Source organism: Actinomadura sp. NEAU-AAG7 (genome assembly GCF_018603865.1).
GTDB classification, from domain to species: Bacteria; Actinomycetota; Actinomycetes; order Streptosporangiales; family Streptosporangiaceae; genus Spirillospora; species Spirillospora litoris.
On sequence record NZ_JAHFZY010000001.1, the window covers coordinates 77500 to 93731 of the forward strand.

The following is a 16232-nucleotide window of genomic DNA, read 5'->3' on the forward strand; positions in this document are numbered from 1 at the left end:
GCGGGTTATGGTCACCCGCCTCCGGCACAAACCATTTCTCTCGATGCCCGCAAAGGCGAGGGTAAGTCCCGGCCCGTGACGTTTGCCCGCGAGGCCGCCCGACGGAGGTGAAACCCCCTGCTCGCGGCACTGATTTTCCGTTTGGACAGTCCAAGTGACGGCCGGGCGAGCTACCAAGCCGAAGTGATTGCATTGAGCGTCCTGATCTGATAGGGCCCCTTTTGGCCCTGCCCTGGAGGAGGGGGGCCGCGCGCCGGGCGGCGTCCAACGTCCAACCGGGAAGGCGGTTAGGAGAAACGGCGCTCCCCTCCGGAAGTGGAGCCGGGCCGGGAAAGCCCCTGGTAATGATCATTTGTTCGCGGTAGCTCCTTGCCGGACCGGCCAAGGACGGGTAACGCCGAAACGGTGTGTGTCTGGACTGTCACCCAGTAGGTTTGATCTCGCGCGGCTTGTGGGCGTTCCGGTGAGAGGAGTCACGGTGCGCATGGGAGCGGTGATCGCCGGACGGTACCGGCTGGTCAAAGGGCCCATTCACGGGGGAACCGGCGAGGTGTGGGTGGCCGACGACCTGGTCCTGCCGCGCCATGTGGTGCTGAAGCGGCCCAAATTCGGCGGCAGCGGCCCGCACGCTTTCAAACAGCTCCGGGCCGAGGCGCACGCGCTGGCGCGGTTCAGCCATCCGCACGTGGTCACGCTGTTCGACGCCATCCAGGTGCGGAGCCTGTGGCGGAGCACGTCCTGGCTCGTCCTGGAGTACGTGCGCGGCGGGAGCCTGGACGCGTGGCCGCCCGCCCCGCCGCGGGTCGCGGCCCGCATCGGCGCCGAGATCGCGGACGCGCTGGTCGCCCTGCACGCGGCGGGCATCGTGCACTGCGACGTCAAGCCGGGCAACATCGTCATGACCGAGAAGCGCACGGTCAAGCTCGCCGACTTCGGCGCCGCCTACCGGCTCGCGGGGCTGGAGACGACCACCCAGAACGGGCCCGTCAGCCACACCCCCGCCTACGCCGCGCCGGAGGTCGTCCGGGGGCTGCCCGAACCCGCGTCCGACGTGTACTCGCTCGGCGCCACCGTCTACGCCCTGATCACCGGGTCGCCGCCCGGCCCGAGGACCGGCGAGGAGCTGACCGGCGGGACGCGCGCCGACGAGCCCCCGGGCGACGCGCCGGAGGCCGGGCCCTCCGCACAGGCGGCGGCCGTCGCGGCGGGGCCGCTGGGCGGTGTGCTGGCGGCGATGCTGCGAGCCGACCCGCCCGACCGGCCCACCCCCGGCGAGGCGCGGCGGATGCTGGACGAGGTCGCCGGCGATGTGGCGCTGGAGCCGCCCGACTACGCCAAGGAGACCTGGCCCCCGGCGTCGGATCCTCCCGGCGGCGGCCCCGTGCCGGGCGGGCCGGTGCCGGGCGGGCCGGGCGGGTCCGGGGGCCGCGGGCCGGGCGGGCACCCGTCGCCGTGGACGCGTTCGGCCGTGCTCATCCGCCGGTATCCGCGGCGGTTCGCGGTGGGCGCGGTCATCCTCGCGGCGCTGATCGCGCTCCCGTTCAGCCCCCTCTACAGGGACGGCGGCGCCACGCCGAAGCGCGCGACGCCGGTGTCGCTGATCGGCGACCCGCACACGATCGACCCGTGCCGGCTGCTGGACCCCGCCGCGCTCGGCCGGTTCGGCGACACCGAACTCGACATCGACTACGGCAACTTCGACCGGTGCGACGTCGTGCTGACGATCGGCAAGGGCGCGGGCGAGGCGGTGGTCGATCTTGAGGTCCACCTCGCCGCCGAGTCCGCGCCCGAGACGGCCGGTCCGGTGAAGGCGATGGGGCGCGTCCAGGTCGTCCAGGACCCGGAGGAGGACGACCACTGCGGCCGGCGGCTGCTGCTGCCCTCCCCCGACGTCGGCACCACGATCTCGGTCGACGCGCAGCTCGACGACGGCAGGGCCGCGCCCCTGTGCGGCATCGCCGACGCCGCCGTCACCAAGGCGGTCGCGGTGCTGAACGCGGGCCCGGTCCCCCGCCGCGCGGCGCCGTTCCCGGCGGCGTCGCTGGCGAACCGGAACGCCTGCGTGCTGCTCGGGGCCCGCGCGCTCGACCTCGTCCCGGGCATCGACGCCGCCGACCCGAAGACCGGGTTCGGCGGCTGGGACTGCCGCTGGCGCAGCACCACCCGCCGCATCTTCGTCAAGCTGCGGTTCGACCGGGGCGAGCCGCTCGGCCCGAGGGACGGCAGCCCGACCCGGCTCCGGGGCCGTGAGACCTTCATCGAGGCGAACGGCGACGGCGAGGGGACGTGCCTGGCGCGGGTCGTGCACCGGCACTATCCCGACCAGAACGGCAAGGACGCGATCGAGATGCTGTACCTCGTCGTGGAGGGCGACCCGCCCACCAAGCAGCTCTGCGCGATGGCGACGTCCCTGGCCGACGCGGCCGCCGCGCAGCTGCCGCCCGCCTGACGCGCGGCGGGTCAGCCGCCGAGAAGGTCCAGGTCCTCGGTGCGGAGCTTGGTGCGGACGAGCAGCGCGCTGATCAGGTTGTGGTTGAGCGCGTTGCCGATCGGCGGCGGGATCTGCTCCTCCAGCAGGCCGGGGACCTCGGCGCTGAGCCGCATCCGCACCCCGGTGACGATGCGGGCGGCGCGCCGCTCGTTCCACTTCTCCCCGGGCCGCAGGCGGCCCAGCTCGTCGGCGACCTGCGCCCAGGTGAGCGGCTGCGGCCACGGCTCCTGCCGCAGGTAGCGCTGGGCGAGGCAGACCAGGACGAGCTTCTCCAGCGGGTTCAGCCGCCAGCGGTCGGCGCCCGGCCCGCGGTTGTCGGGGTGCTCGGGGCTGTCGGGGTCGTAGGTCGGGACCTCGTGCAGGTCGACCGGGCCCGGCGTGACCGGACCGGCGGCGATCCGCGCCTCCAGCAGGTGCTCCTGCCCCGGCGCGACGATGAACAGCGGCGTGTAGGCCACCGGCAGCTCGGCGCGGTGCCCGCCGAGCACGAGGCGCGACCCGGGGAAGCGGATCGCGAGCTTGCCGAGGTTGTAGAGCACCCAGCGCGAGTGCTCGCGGGTGATGTAGCCGTGCTGCCTGCTGACGCGCGGGTCGGACGGCCCCACACAGACGTGCACGTCGGGTTCGCAGCGTCCGAACACCACGTCGAACCCCGCGTCGGGCGACACCCGCATCCCGCCGTTCGCGCCCATGACGAACAGCGTGCCGGGCTGCGCCGGGGGCAGCCCGGTCGCCAGGCTGCCGATCTCCTTCGGCAGGATGTCGACCTTGCCGGGCGGCTTCCGCATCGTCGACGCCATGTGCACCGTCCTCTCCGGCCCCGCGGCGCTCACCGTAAGCGTGCCCCGGCGGGAGGGGTCCCGTCTGCGACGTTGTACCGCCTCGCCCCGGCCCCGACGCCCGGTCGCCGAACTTCGGCATCCGCCCGTCCCCCGCGCCGCCCGGGACCGGTCCCGGTGCGGCCGGAGTGTAATCACGGCGTGAGTGACGAACTCCGGCCTCGGCAGCTGACCTGGGCGCCGCGTCCGCCGCGTCCGCTGCGCGTGCACGCCTTCGAGCCGTTCAGCGAGACCGACGGGCCCGGCACGCGCGCGGTGCTCTGGCTCCAGAGCCGCACGCTGGGCTGCCCGAGCTGCCGCGACCCGAAGACGCACGCCCGGCGCGGCCACCAGGTCACGGGCGAGGAGATGTTCGCGCACATCGCGCTGCTCACCGGCTGGATCGAGGGGGTGACGATCCGCGGCGGCGAACCGCTGCTGCAACGCCGCCCGGTGCTGCGGCTGCTCGCGCGGATCCGGGACGAGACGTCCCTGTCGGTCATCCTGTTCACCGGCTACCCCTGGCCCGAACTCGTCCGCATGCCCGGTGCGACCGCACTGCGCGACCGGGTCGACGTGCTCCTGTCCGGGCGCGGCGACGAGGACCGGCACTTGGGCGAGGGGCTGCGCGGCTCGTCCGGTAAGACCGTCCACCTCCTCACCGACCGGTACACCGCCGCCGACCTGGCCCCTCCTCCGAACACCTGATCACCGGGCACCGGGCGGGCCGATCCCGGCGACGGCGAGCCGGAACACCCGGTCGGCCGCCGCGACCGGGTCAGGGTGGTGCTCGGTCGCGAGGACGGCGCCGACGACCAGCGTGACCAGGTCGGCGACGGTGACGTCCGCCGCGACCGCGCCCTCGCGCACCGCGCGGCGCAGCAGCGGCTCCACCGCCTCCTCCATCATCGCCGCGCAGCCGTCCTCCTGCCCCGGCTCGGCGCCCTCGAAGGCCAGCGCCGCGACGAGGCCCCGCGCGGACGCCGAGTGCGCGACGACGTCGGCCAGCCATTCCACCAGCGCGCTCCGGCCCCCGCCGTCCCCGCCCAGGTCGCGGGCGCGCCCGCACAGCGCCTCCATCTGACTGCGCGACACGGCCTCCAGCAGCGCGCGCCGGGTGGGGAAGTGCCGCCGGACGGTCGCCGAGCCGACCCCCGCCACCCGGGCGATCTGCTCCAGCGAGGCGTCGGGGCCGTGCGCGGCGACCTCGTCCTCGGCCACGGCCAGGATGCGCGCGCGGTTGCGCCTGGCGTCCGCGCGCGGGCGCTCGGTCATGGCGTGCTCTCCCGGGTTGTTAAGTGGCGGGGCCCGCCGTATCGTACCCGAGTAGAAAACGGCGGGCCCCGCCATTTCTGGAGAGGGGATCATGTCCACAGCGTCCGCACCCGTCCTGGTCACCGGCGCCACCGGCAGGCAGGGCGGCGCCACCGCCCGCGCCCTGCTCGCGGCGGGCGTCCCCGTCCGCGCCCTGGTGCGCGACCCCTCCGCCGACCGGGCCGGGGCGATCGCCGCTCTCGGCGCCGAGCTGGTCACCGGCGACCTGCTCGACCGCGACTCGGTGGCGCGGGCCGCCGAGGGCGCCCGCGCCGTCTTCTCCGTGCAGATGCCCGCGATGACCGGCGACGGCTTCGACTTCGCGGGCGAGGTGGCCCAGGGCGTCAACCTCGTCGAGGGCGCGAAGGCCGCCGGCGTCCCGACGTTCGTGCACACCTCGGTCAGCGGCGCCGGTCAGCACACCGGGGTCCCCGGCTGGGCCGAGGGCCGCTGGTCCGCGTTGGAGCCCACGCTCGGCGCCAAGACCGCGGTCCAGGACCACGTCCGCGCGGCCGGGTTCCCGCACTGGACGCTCCTCAAGCCGGGCTTCTTCATGGAGAACTTCCTCCCCTCCATGGCGTTCCTGTTCCCGCGCGGCATCGAGGGCGGCCTGGTCAGCGTCCTGAAGCCCGGCACCCACCTGTCCCTGGTGGCCGTCGCCGACATCGGCGCCGCGGCGGCCGCCGCCCTCACCGCGCCGGACGGCTTCAACCGGGTCGAACTGGAACTGGCGGGCGACCACCTGACGATGGAGCGGATCGCCGAGACCCTTTCCCGCGTCCTGGGCAGGCGGCTGCCCGCCCCCGACATGACCGTGGACGAGGCGCTCGCCGCCGGGATGCCGCCGATGGGCGCCACGCACGAATGGCTGAACGCGGCCGGGCAGCCGGCCCGCCCCGAGTACGCGCGCGCCCTGGGCCTCCCGCCGACCGGCTTCGAGCCCTGGGCCCGCGAGCACATGCGCCAGGGCGCGTTTCGCAGTGGCCTCGGCCGTCCCGCGGGCGCGCCGGCTGACCGGTGAGGGTGACGCCGGAGGATCGCGAAGCGATGCCGCGCCCGCCAGGGCACGGCCTAGCCCAGCGGAAGGGTGAGGATCGGCGCGCCGGTCGGCCGGGGCGAGCCGCCCGCCGGTTCGACCGTGACGCCGAAGCGCCGCGCGTCGCCGAGGCCCGCCGTGACGACGGGACGCGCCTCCCCGCCCGGGTCCAGCGTCCCGGCCGAGCGCGGCGCGAAGGGGCCGAGCCACCACATCTGGTACGTCCGGGTGGACGGCAGGCGCGGCAGCCGCGACGCCGTGACGACCGCCTTGCCCGCCGAACGCGACGACACGACGGTGACGCGGCCCTGGCCCGAGACCGTGGAGGTGCGGGCGTCCGGCGCGGTCAGCACGGCGGCGACCTGCCGGTTCAGGGCCCGCGCGTGCTCGGCGTCCCGGTGGAAGTGCCAGGCCGCGCCGCCGCCGGTCAGCGCCAGGACGAGGCAGGCCGCGGCGGCGAGCCACGCCGGTCCCCGGGTGCGCGGGGACGGCAGGCGCCGCGCGAGCGGCGGCGGCGACTGCCGCGTCCGGGCGATCTCGGCCAGCACCCGTCCGCGCAGCCGCTCCGGCGGACGGCGGGACGCGGCGAGCGCGAGCCGCGCCGTGGCCTCGCGGAGCCCGGCGGCCTCCTCCGCGCAGGCCGCGCAGCCGGTCAGGTGGCGCTCGAAGCGGCGCCGTTCCGGTTCGGTGAGCGCGTCGAGGGCGTACGGCCCGGCGAGGTCGTGCGGCTCGTGGCTCATGGCTGCACCCCCAGGCAGTCGCGCAGCCGGATGAGCCCGTCCCGCATCCGGCTCTTGACGGCGGCGAGGCCGACGCCGAGGAGTTCGGCCACCTCGCGGTAGGTGTAGCCGCCGTAGTAGGCGAGCGTGATCGACTCGCGCTGCGTCGGGGTCAGGCCGCGCATGCAGCGGCGCACCTGCTGGTGCTCCAGCCGGGTGCCGACCTCCTCGGCCACCTCGTCGTACTCGCGCGGCGGCGCCCCCGCCCGCTCCTCCCGGTCGCGGTCGGCCTGGCTGGAGCGGACCCGGTCGACGGCGCGGCGGTGCGCCACGGTCAGCGCCCACGCCGTCGCGCCGCCCCGGTCCGGGCGGTAGTGCGACGCCTTGCGCCACAGCTCGACCAGCACGTCCTGCGCGACCTCCTCCGCCTGCGCCGGGTCGCGGACGACCCGCAGCGCGATCCCGTACACCGGCCCCGAGAGCCGCTCGTACACCTGCCCGAACGCGTCCTGGTCGCCGCGCGCGACGCGGCCGAGCAGCTCGGCGAGGTCCGGCGGCTCCGCGCCGACCGCCCCCGCCCCCCGCCGGCCGCCGCCTGGCTCGTTCATCTCCACACAAGTGATTCGGCGCGGACGGCTCGGCGGATGGGGTCGGGACCGTCAAGAATTCGACCCATCCACCGCCCGTCCCGCCCCGAACACCGGTCGTGACAGCCGAACGAGCGATCGGACCGACGCGGTGGGTGACCGCCGCGCTGCGCGGGCTCCTGGCGGCCGTGGCCGCGCTGGGGGTCGCGGAGCTGGCCGCCGGTCTGCTCGGACGCGCCTCGTCCTCCCCCTTGCTCGCCGTCGGCGCGGCCTTCATCGACCTCACCCCGGTGTGGCTGAAGGACTTCGCGATCCGCCGTTTCGGCGACGACGACAAGACCGCCCTGCTGGTCGGGCTCGGCGTCGGAGTCACCCTCGCCGCGCTGGCCGTCGGGCTGGTGAGCCGGATCCGGCTCGGCTACGCGCTGGCCGGGCTCGCCGCCTTCGGCGCCGCCGGGGTCGCCGCCGCGCTGACCCGCCCGGTCGCCGGACCGGCGGACGCGGCGCCGTCCGCGATCGGCGCGCTCGCCGGTATGGCCGCCCTGGTCGTGCTGGTGCGCGGCGGCGCACGCGAGGCCCCCGACCGCCGCGCCCTGCTGACCGGCGCCGGGGTGGTCGCGGTCGCCGCCGCGAGCGGGACGGCGGGCCGGTGGCTGCTGCGCCGCGGCGACGTCTCCGCCGTCCGCGCGGACACCCGGCTGCCGCGCCCGGCGAGCCCCGCGCGTCCGGTGCCCCCGGCCGCGCAGGCGCGGGCGCCCGGGATGACGCCGTTCCGCACGTCCAACCGCGACTTCTACCGGGTCGACACCGCGCTCACGCTGCCGCAGGTCGACCCGCGCGAGTGGACGCTGCGCATCCACGGCATGGTCGCCCGCCCGGTCGAGCTGGGCTTCGACGACCTGCTGCGCCTGGCGCTGATCGAACGCGACATCACGCTGTCGTGCGTGTCGAACCAGGTCGGCGGCGACCTCGCGGGCAACGCCCGCTGGCTCGGCGCGCCGCTCGCGCCGCTGCTGCGCCGCGCCGGGGTCACCTCCGGCGCCGACCAGATCCTGTCCCGCTCGGCGGACGGCATGACGCTGTCCACCCCGATCGAGGCGGTCCTGGACGGCCGGGACGCGATGGTCGCCGTCGGCATGAACGGCGAGCCGCTCCCGATCGCCCACGGCTTCCCCGCGCGGCTCGTCGTCCCCGGCCTGTACGGGTACGTGTCGGCCACCAAGTGGGTCGTGGACCTCAAGGTCACCCGGTTCGCGACCGACCACGCCTACTGGACCAGGCGCGGCTACGCCGACCGCGCCCCGGTCAAGACGTTCTCCCGCGTGGACGTCCCCAAGCCGCTCGCCACGGTACGCGCCGGACGGGTCGCCGTCGCCGGTACCGCCTGGGCGCAGCACCGGGGCGTCGCCGCCGTCGAATGGCAGGTGGACGACGGGCCCTGGCGGCAGGCGCGGCTCGCGCCCGTCCCCGGCCTGGACACCTGGCGGCAGTGGACCGCCGAGTGGGACGCCGCGCCCGGCTCCCACACGCTGCGCTGCCGCGCCACCGACGGAACCGGCCACACCCAGCCGGAGCACCGCACCCCGCCGTTCCCCGACGGCGCGACGGGCTGGCACTCGGTGGTGGTCACCGTCACCTGACCGAACATCCGCCAACGACAACACCGGATCCAAGGAGTCACCATGTACCGCATCCCGCACACCCGCGTCGCCGCCTGCGTCCTGGCCGCCGCGGCCGTCGTGACCACGGCCGCCGCCTGCTCCGACGACGACAAGGACGGCGGCACCGCCGCCGCCCCCGCGACCCCGGCCGCCCCGACGAGCGCCGCGCCGTCCGCCGCGCCGTCCGCCGACCAGCCGTTCGGGCCCGCCTGCTCGGCCGTCCCGACGTCCGGCAAGGGCAGCTTCAGCGGCATGTCCGCCGACCCCGTGGCGACCGCCGCGTCCAACAACCCGGTGCTGTCCACGCTGGTCGGCGCCGTGAAGCAGGCCGGGCTCGTGGACACGCTCAACTCCGCGAAGAACATCACGGTGTTCGCGCCCACCGACGAGGCGTTCAAGAAGATCCCGAAGGCGACGCTCGACAAGGTCATGAACGACAAGAAGGCCCTCACCGCGATCCTGACCTACCACGTGGTCGGGCAGCCGATCACGCCGAGCGCCCTCGCGAACGCCGATGAGAAGACCCTGAACGGCGCGACCCTGAAGACCAGCGGCTCCGGCGAGTCGTTCACGGTCGGCGGCACCGCGCGGGTGGTCTGCGGCAACGTCCACACCGCCAACGCCACCGTCTACATCATCGACACGGTCCTGATGCCGCCCAAGTGACCCGGCACGGACGGCGGCCGAGACCTCACCAGGTCTCGGCCGTCGTCATCCGTCCACGGGGACTTCGGCCTCCCAGCGCAGCAGGTCGCCCGGCTGGCACTCCAGCACCTCGCAGAGCGCGGCGAGGGTCGTGAAGCGCACGGCCTTGGCGCGGCCGTTCTTGAGCACCGCCAGGTTGGCGGGCGTGATCCCCACGCGGTCCGCCAGCTCGCCCACCGACATCTTGCGCTTGGCCAGCATCACGTCGATGTCGACGGCGATCGGCATCAGACCACCTCGTCGAGCTCGGCCCGCATCCGCGTCGCCTCGACATCGCGCGCGACGGCCTGGACGAGCAGCATCCGCAGCACGAGCACCAGCAGCGCGCCGCCCAGGATGGCCACGCCGACCCCGGCCATGATGACGGTGACGCCGGGGTCGTCCCGCTGGTCCGGCGCGTTGACGGCCGTGACCGTGAACCACACGAGGGCCGCCGCCACGATCGCGCCGATGATGACGTCCACGTACCGGAAGGCGGCGTCGGAGAACACGGTCCCGCGCCGCACCATCGCCACCAGCCGCCATACGCAGACCAGGGCGACCTGAACGGTCCCGATGCCCACGATCGTGATCACGCGCAGCGGCGTCAGCGGGAGCGACCCGTCCTCCGGGTCGGTGGCCAGCGCCCACACCATCAGTATCTGGACGAGCACGGTGCCGATGAGCACCACCGCGAGCACGGCGCGCAGCGCGCGCACTGCCAGGTTTCCCATAACCCACCCTTCCATCGAATCACGATGGAAATCTATCGAAGTTCGATAGGTGAGACAAGGGCGTCAGACGGACCGGGCAGGGGTCGGGGGCGCCACCGAGCGGAGCTGGAGGGTCGCGTCCTTCATCTCCGGGACGCGCTTCCAGCGCTCCGCGACGGTCAGGATCTGCTGGACCTTGGTGTCGAGGCGCCCGGAGGCCACCAGGGGGACGACTCCGGAGAGGGCCGACATCTGGTGCGCCGCCTTCGCGACATCCCCCGCACTCAGAGTCGTCATGATCTGGCGTGCGCGCCAGAGCGCGACGTATAGCGGGCGCTCGCCGAACGTGCGCACGGAGGCCGCCAGTGCGGCGTCCGCTTCTTCGTAGCGGTGAAGGCTCGCGTTGGAGATCCCAGCGCTTCCGAGGATCAGAGCGGTCGATTCGCTGGGCAGCCCGCTGACACTGCACGCCTTGTCGATCACGGCGCATACCGACCGTGCGGCGATGCGGGAGGTGTGCGCGTTGCGCGCCAGCGCGGTTCCGAGCCGCGCGTTGAGGCGGGCGCGCTGCTCCTCCGGGACATCGGGGACTTGAAGGCCGAGCTGCGCATAGTGCGCCGCGCGGTTCGCGTCCAGGGCCGTGGTCATGAGGCACAGACTCTCGTACGCCTGCGCGATTTCCGCGGGGTCGGCGGAACGACGCGAGAACACGAGTGCGAGCCTGCCCGCCTCTTCGGCGGAGTTCCGCTGCCGGGCGTCATAGAGGGCGTGGGCCGAGACTCGACTGAGTTCGGCCGCCGCCTCCAGAAGCCGTTCATCGCGGCTGCTCGTTATGCGGCGCAGGTTGCCCATGTAGCGCAGCACCGTCGGAACCAGTGAGGTGCCGCCGAGCTGCTCCGTCGAATCCGTTAGCCGGACGGCCAAACCATGCACATAATCGGGGTTCTGGAACGGGAAGGTTTTCGGACCGGCCACAAACGTCACGGACGCGGCACCTGCGATGAACCGGCGTCGTTCCACGGGGACCTTCTCCTTGGCCTTGGGTTCGATGCGTACCTCCCACCCTACGCTCGCCAGGCAGCGGTTCATCTTGTTGATTCCGTAGTCCCGCTTACCGCCCACTAACTGCGACACGAACGCCTGGCTGATTCCCAGATCCTCGGCCAGGACGACCTGGCTGCACTCGCGCTCGGCCATGATCGCTTTTAGCGGCGCCGGAATGATCGATCCGTCCATGCGGCCACGCTATAACACGCCGCGACCGCGCGCCTACGTTTTGTTTTCGCCGCTTGTCAGGATGCCGGGCATCGACCGGCCAGAGGGTTAGGAAAGATCACACAGGAGCGATCATGGAAACGTCGGCGCCCCGCATGACAGGGATACTAGTCGGCTGCGATCTCGCCGAACTCAGAGTGGTGCGCCGCTTCGTCCATGCCGCCCTTCCGGGCCTTTCTGAGAATCTCACCTATCTGATCCAGTTGTGCGCGACCGAGTTGGTTACGAATGCGATCCTTCACTCCGATACCGGGGCGAAGGGGGACACGATCATGGTCCTGGCCATCGAGTATCCGGACCGGGTGCGGGTCGAGGTCCTGGACTCCGGATCCACGGTGAACAGGCCGCGCGTCGGCGTGGGGGTGGACCTCGGATCGGAGACCGGGCGGGGGCTGTTCATCGTGGAGCGGCTGTGCGCCGCGCGGGGTACGTTCACCGATCCCGAGGGCCAGAACTCCTGGTTCGAATTCATGGTTCGCTAGTTAGTAGAAGGGCGGGTTCCTTGAAAGCGATACGGCGGCGGAGGGAGCAGGAGCTGCTGCGCCTGCGGCGCGAGTTTCCGCACTGGGAGATCACGCAGGCCGCGAAGGGGGCCTGGCGGGCGGTCCGGGAGCCCGCCCGGCGGTATGTCCTGGGGAGCGCCGATGATGTGCGGCGGGAGATCATGGCGGTCGACTACTGCTTTCACCTCGGATTGTTGCAGGACGAACGAAATCGCGGGGTGAAGTAGGGCCGCGAGGGGCTCCCCCCGGCACCGGGGTCTGCGTATCATCATGGGCCTCCGTCGCCGAGATTGAGGGCACCATGACCCTGGAAGCAGCGCCGACCGGCGTTGACGTGAGCACTCCCAACGTCGCGCGGATCTACGACTACTTCCTGAACGGCAAGGACAACTTCGCGGCCGATCGCGAGGCGGCGGAGCAGATCATCAGGGCCGCGCCCGCCACCCGTGCCACGGCCTGGGCGAATCGCCATTTTCTCGCCCGTGTCGTGCGGTTCCTCGCACTCGAAGCCGGGATCGACCAGTTCCTCGACATCGGGTGCGGGCTGCCGACCCAGCACAATGTGCACGAGGTGGCGCAGGCTGCGCGGCCGGACGCCAGTGTCGTGTACGTCGACAACGACACCATGGTGCTCACGCACGCGCGGGCGCTCCTGGCGACGCAGCCCCGGACGGTCGTCATCGGCGGCGACCTCCACGACCCCGACGCGATCCTGCTCGATCCGGAGCTGCGGTCCGTCCTCGACCTGGACCGGCCGGTCGCGCTGCTGATGCTGTCGGTGCTGCACTGCGTCCCCGACGACGAGCCGGTCCGGCGGTCGGTCCGGCGGTTCCGCGAGGTGCTCGCGCCCGGGAGCTACCTGGCGGTCTCGCACATCACCCGTCCGACCGCGTCCTCGGCGTACCGGCGGAACGCCGAGCAGGGCGCGCGGACCTACAAGGACCTGGGCGTCAACATGAGCATGACGTTCCGGGAGAGGGAGCAGCTCGTCGAGCTCTTCCGGGGCTGGGAGGTGCTGCCGCCGGGGCTGGTGAACCTGCCGGACTGGCGGCCCGACCCCTGTCCGGAGCCGACGTCGATGTGCGAGCTTCCGGCCACCTATCTCTGCGGAGTGGCGCGTATGATCACGCGGTGAGCGTGCCGCAGATCGATTTCGACCCGTTCGCGGAGTCCGGGCCCGCCGGGCGCATGCATGCGATGCTGGACGGCCTGCGCGAGCGCCACGAGGCGTTCCGCAGTACGGGGCAGCAGGGATTCTGGGTCCTCACCAGGCACGACGACATTCTCGCGGCGTTCCAGAACCCGGAGACGTTCTCCAGCCGCGCGATCGCCGTCATCGACCCCGACCCGGCCTACCAGTGGATTCCCGTCATGCTGGACCCGCCGCTCCACACGGCGTGGCGGCGGCTGCTGCGCCCTCTGTTCACGCCCGCGACCGCCGGGGCGATGCGGGAGCGGATCACCCGGCACTGCGCGGCGCTGATCGGCGACCTGGCCGGGCGGGGGTCGTGCGACTTCGTCACCGACTTCGCCCGGCTGTTCCCGACGATCATCTTCCTGGAGCTGGTCGGCCTGCCGACGGGGCGGCTGAAGGAGTTCCTGGCCTGGGAGGACGCGGTGCTGCATCCGCCGCCGTCCGGCGCCGGGCGGGCCGAGGCGCTGCGGGAGGTCGCGGACTGCTTCACCGAGCTGATCCGGGACCGCCGCGCGGACCCGCGCGACGACCTGGTCAGCGCCGCGACCACCTTCGTCCTGGACGGGCGTCCCGTGACCGACGCCGAGCTGCTGCAACTGTGCGTGCTGCTGTTCCTCGCGGGGCTGGACACCGTCGCGGCGCAGCTCTCCTACACGTTCTGGCATCTGGCCACGCACGAGGACGACCGCGCCCGCGTCGCCGCCGACCCGGCGGTCGTCCCCGGCGCGGTCGAGGAGTTCCTGCGCGTCTACGCGCTGCCGCTCCCGGCCCGCAGGCTCACCGAGGACGTCGACCTGCACGGATGCCCGATGAGGGCGGGCGAGATGGTCATGCTGCCGATCTCCATGGCCACCCGCGACCCGCGGGCGTTCCCGAGCGCCGCGTCCGTGGACATCGGCGGGCCACCGGCGCCGCACCTGGCCTTCGGCGCGGGCCCGCACCGCTGCCTCGGCGCGCACCTCGCCCGGCTGGAGCTCCAGGTCGCGCTCACCGAGTGGCACGCCCGCATCCCCGACTACGGCATCGCGCCGGGCGCGCGGCCGACGGAGCACGCGAGCCTCGTCCTTGGCCTCGACGCCCTGCCGCTGAGCTGGCCGCCCGCCCGCTGACCGCGCGCACCCCTGTCCACACATACTGGGTTTTCTCCCGGGTAGGCGAACAAGGGGGGAGCGCAGGTCAGGAGGGGACTGCATGGAGGGCGCCGGCGGCGGCGACCTGACGCTGGAGGTCTTCGATCTCGCGCCGGTCGGGGTGGCGGTGACGAGCGGGAGCGACCACCGGCTCGTCTACGCCAACATGGCCTACCGCGCGAGCTTCGGCGACCGGCCGCTCGGGCGGCCGATGCGGGACGCCTTCCACGACCTCCTCCAGCGCGACTACTTCGAGATGCTCGACCACGTCCTCGCCACCGGGGAGGCGGTCAGCCGCGAGGACGTGCCGGTGAGCCTCGCCTACCCGGGCGCCGGACGCGAGGAGCGCTTCTTCTCCTTCGGCCTCTCCCGGATCACCGGGGAGCCCGGGGTGCTGATCGTCGCCGTCGACGTCACCGAGCGGGTGACGGCGGACCGGCAGGCCCGGTGGGCGGCGGAGGCGCAGCGGCGCATGCTGCGCAGGTTCCAGAGCCTCGTCCGGGTGAGCGCGGAGATCGTGTGGGTGACGGGGCCGGAGGGCACGCCGATCGAGCCGAGCCCTGGATGGGAGCGGGTGACCGGGCAGACCTGGGAGGAGTTCCGCGGGATGGGCTGGGTGCGGGCCCTGCACCCCGACGACCAGGAGCCGACGGTGCGGTCGTGGGCCGAGTCGCGCCGGTTCTCGCGGCCGTGGCGGCACGTCTACCGGCTCCGGACGCCGAAGGGCGAGTACCGGCACTTCGAGGTGAACGCCGCGCCCGTCTACGAGAACGGCGTGGTGCTGGAGTGGGTCGGCACCTGCACCGACGTGGAGCAGAAGTGGCTCCAGCGGCACCGGCGGGAGGTGCTCGACCGGGCCGCCGCCGCGACCGCCGAGCACTCCGACCTGCGGGAGATGCTCGGCGCGCTCGCGGACGTGCTCGTCCCCGCGCTGGCCGACGGCTGCGGCGTGCACCTGCTGCCGGACTTCACCGACCGTCCCGAGGGCGGGCCGGTCACCGCGCAGCGCATCGCGACCGGGGCGCGGGAGGGGCTGCCGAGGCTGCCGCCGGGCGGCGAGGAGTCGTTCCCGGCCGACAGCGGCTTCACCCGGGCGGTCGAGCGGCGGCGGCCCGTGTACCGGACGTTCGAGGCGGGGCGGCCCCCGGCCGACATCGTGCCCGAGGGCACGGCGGGCTGGCTGACGCGGGCGGGCGCCAACAGCGTCGTGCTGCTGCCGGTGACCGTGGACGGGGAGGTCGCGGCCGTGGTGACCGCCGCGTCCTGCGGCGACCGCCCGCCGATCAGCCCGGAGGACGTCGTGCTGATCGGGCAGATGTTCGACCACGCGCACGACGCGCTGAGCAGCGCCCTGCGCTACCACCGCACCCAGCGGGTCGCGCTGGCGCTCCAGCACGGGCTGCTGGCCGAGCCGCCGGACGTCCCGGGCCTGGACATCGTCGCCCGGTACCGGGCGAGCCCGGCGGCGGCGGAGGTGGGCGGCGACTGGTACGACTCGTTCGTGCTCCCCGGCGGCGAGACGGTCCTCGCGATCGGCGACGTCGCCGGGCACGACCTGGCGGCGGCGGTCGCGATGAGCCAGCTCAGGAACATGCTGCGGGCCCTCGCCGTCGACCGCGGGGAGGCCCCGGGCGACGTCCTGCGCCGGCTGTGCATCGCGATGGAGACGCTGTCGCCCGAGAGCACCGCCACCTGCGCCCTCGCGCGGGTGTGCGCCGAGGCGGAGGGGTGGCGGCTCACCTACTCGGTCGCCGGGCACCCGCCGCCCCTCCTGGTCACCGCCGACGGCGACGCCCGCCTGCTGGAGGACGCGGGCAACCCCCTGCTCGGCCTCCTCGTCGACCGCCCCTACCGCAGCGCCGTCGAGGCGCTGCCGCCCCGCTGCACCCTGTTCCTCTACACCGACGGCCTGGTCGAGCACCCCGGCGAGCACCTGGACCGGGGGCTGGAGCGGCTCCTCCGCCAGGCGTCCCGGCTCGCCGCCGAGCCGCTGCCGCTGTTCTGCGACGGCATCCTGGAGGGCCTGCCCACCACCGGCATCGACGACATCGCCGCCATCGCCCTCCGCATCCCGGCGGAGCCGTGATCAGGCCCCGGCCGGGTCGA

17 protein-coding genes are annotated in these 16232 nt (G+C 73.7%); 10 read left to right on the plus strand and 7 right to left on the minus strand.

Annotated features, from left to right (window positions below):
* Positions 1–484 precede the first annotated feature (484 nt).
* Positions 485–2449, plus strand: coding sequence for a serine/threonine-protein kinase (locus tag KLI87_RS00355; RefSeq protein ID WP_214615396.1), 1965 nt, complete (start codon positions 485–487; stop codon positions 2447–2449).
* Positions 2450–2460: 11 nt separating this feature from the next.
* On the opposite strand, the gene KLI87_RS00360 is transcribed toward KLI87_RS00355, so the two are convergent.
* A complete protein-coding gene (locus KLI87_RS00360) occupies positions 2461–3291 on the minus strand; it encodes an FHA domain-containing protein (protein ID WP_214615397.1) in 831 nt (276 codons plus the stop codon).
* A 180-nt stretch (positions 3292–3471) separates the two neighbouring features.
* Between KLI87_RS00360 and KLI87_RS00365 the strand changes: the two genes are divergently transcribed.
* Positions 3472–4017, plus strand: coding sequence for a 4Fe-4S cluster-binding domain-containing protein (locus KLI87_RS00365; RefSeq protein WP_214615398.1), 546 nt, complete (start codon positions 3472–3474; stop codon positions 4015–4017).
* Here KLI87_RS00365 and KLI87_RS00370 read toward each other — a convergent pair whose 3' ends face one another.
* Positions 4018–4584, minus strand: coding sequence for a TetR/AcrR family transcriptional regulator (locus KLI87_RS00370; RefSeq protein ID WP_214615399.1), 567 nt, complete (start codon positions 4582–4584; stop codon positions 4018–4020). It abuts the gene before it with no gap.
* Positions 4585–4675: 91 nt separating this feature from the next.
* Between KLI87_RS00370 and KLI87_RS00375 the strand changes: the two genes are divergently transcribed.
* Positions 4676–5644 carry an NmrA family NAD(P)-binding protein gene (locus tag KLI87_RS00375; RefSeq protein WP_214615400.1) on the plus strand — a complete coding sequence of 323 codons (969 nt, stop codon included), beginning with the start codon at positions 4676–4678 and terminating at the stop codon, positions 5642–5644.
* A gap of 50 nt (positions 5645–5694) precedes the next feature.
* On the opposite strand, the gene KLI87_RS00380 is transcribed toward KLI87_RS00375, so the two are convergent.
* Positions 5695–6399: an anti-sigma factor domain-containing protein gene (locus tag KLI87_RS00380; protein ID WP_156217461.1), complete on the minus strand. Its 705-nt coding sequence runs from the start codon at positions 6397–6399 to the stop codon at positions 5695–5697.
* Positions 6396–6986 (minus strand): ECF RNA polymerase sigma factor SigK, encoded by a 591-nt coding sequence (sigK, locus tag KLI87_RS00385; protein WP_156217460.1) that lies wholly within the window; start codon positions 6984–6986, stop codon positions 6396–6398. The genes KLI87_RS00380 and sigK overlap by 4 nt, the downstream gene beginning before the upstream one ends.
* 98 nt (positions 6987–7084) lie before the next feature.
* Here sigK and KLI87_RS00390 point away from each other — a divergent pair, with 98 nt between their 5' ends.
* Positions 7085–8605, plus strand: a complete 1521-nt coding sequence (locus KLI87_RS00390) for a molybdopterin-dependent oxidoreductase (RefSeq protein WP_308165790.1) — start codon at positions 7085–7087, stop codon at positions 8603–8605.
* Positions 8606–8647: 42 nt separating this feature from the next.
* The gene (locus KLI87_RS00395; protein WP_156217459.1) at positions 8648–9292 is read left to right on the plus strand and encodes a fasciclin domain-containing protein; all 645 of its coding nucleotides are present in this window, start codon (positions 8648–8650) and stop codon (positions 9290–9292) included.
* Between the two features lie 45 nt (positions 9293–9337).
* On the opposite strand, the gene KLI87_RS00400 is transcribed toward KLI87_RS00395, so the two are convergent.
* From KLI87_RS00400 to KLI87_RS00410, 3 genes are all read right to left on the minus strand, one after another.
* The gene (locus KLI87_RS00400) at positions 9338–9559 is read right to left on the minus strand and encodes a helix-turn-helix transcriptional regulator (RefSeq protein ID WP_156217457.1); all 222 of its coding nucleotides are present in this window, start codon (positions 9557–9559) and stop codon (positions 9338–9340) included.
* On the minus strand, positions 9559–10044 hold the full coding sequence (locus tag KLI87_RS00405) for a DUF2975 domain-containing protein (protein ID WP_214615401.1): 486 nt from the start codon (positions 10042–10044) through the stop codon (positions 9559–9561). Before KLI87_RS00405 ends, KLI87_RS00400 begins: the two co-directional genes overlap by 1 nt.
* A gap of 63 nt (positions 10045–10107) precedes the next feature.
* Positions 10108–11259, minus strand: a complete 1152-nt coding sequence (locus KLI87_RS00410; protein ID WP_156217455.1) for a hypothetical protein — start codon at positions 11257–11259, stop codon at positions 10108–10110.
* 113 nt (positions 11260–11372) lie between these two features.
* On the opposite strand from KLI87_RS00410, the gene KLI87_RS00415 reads away from it, so the two are divergent.
* The 5 genes from KLI87_RS00415 to KLI87_RS00435 all read left to right on the plus strand — a co-directional run bounded on the left by KLI87_RS00415 (position 11373) and on the right by KLI87_RS00435 (position 16212).
* Positions 11373–11780 carry an ATP-binding protein gene (locus KLI87_RS00415; RefSeq protein ID WP_214615402.1) on the plus strand — a complete coding sequence of 136 codons (408 nt, stop codon included), beginning with the start codon at positions 11373–11375 and terminating at the stop codon, positions 11778–11780.
* 20 nt (positions 11781–11800) lie between these two features.
* Complete coding sequence (locus tag KLI87_RS00420; RefSeq protein WP_214615403.1) at positions 11801–12028, plus strand: hypothetical protein; 228 nt, start codon at positions 11801–11803, stop codon at positions 12026–12028.
* A 74-nt stretch (positions 12029–12102) separates the two neighbouring features.
* The gene (locus KLI87_RS00425) at positions 12103–12936 is read left to right on the plus strand and encodes an SAM-dependent methyltransferase (protein WP_214615404.1); all 834 of its coding nucleotides are present in this window, start codon (positions 12103–12105) and stop codon (positions 12934–12936) included.
* Complete coding sequence (locus KLI87_RS00430) at positions 12933–14105, plus strand: cytochrome P450 (protein WP_214615405.1); 1173 nt, start codon at positions 12933–12935, stop codon at positions 14103–14105. The genes KLI87_RS00425 and KLI87_RS00430 overlap by 4 nt, the downstream gene beginning before the upstream one ends.
* An 82-nt stretch (positions 14106–14187) precedes the next feature.
* A complete protein-coding gene (locus tag KLI87_RS00435; protein ID WP_214615406.1) occupies positions 14188–16212 on the plus strand; it encodes a SpoIIE family protein phosphatase in 2025 nt (674 codons plus the stop codon).
* Positions 16213–16232: the final 20 nt, after the last annotated feature.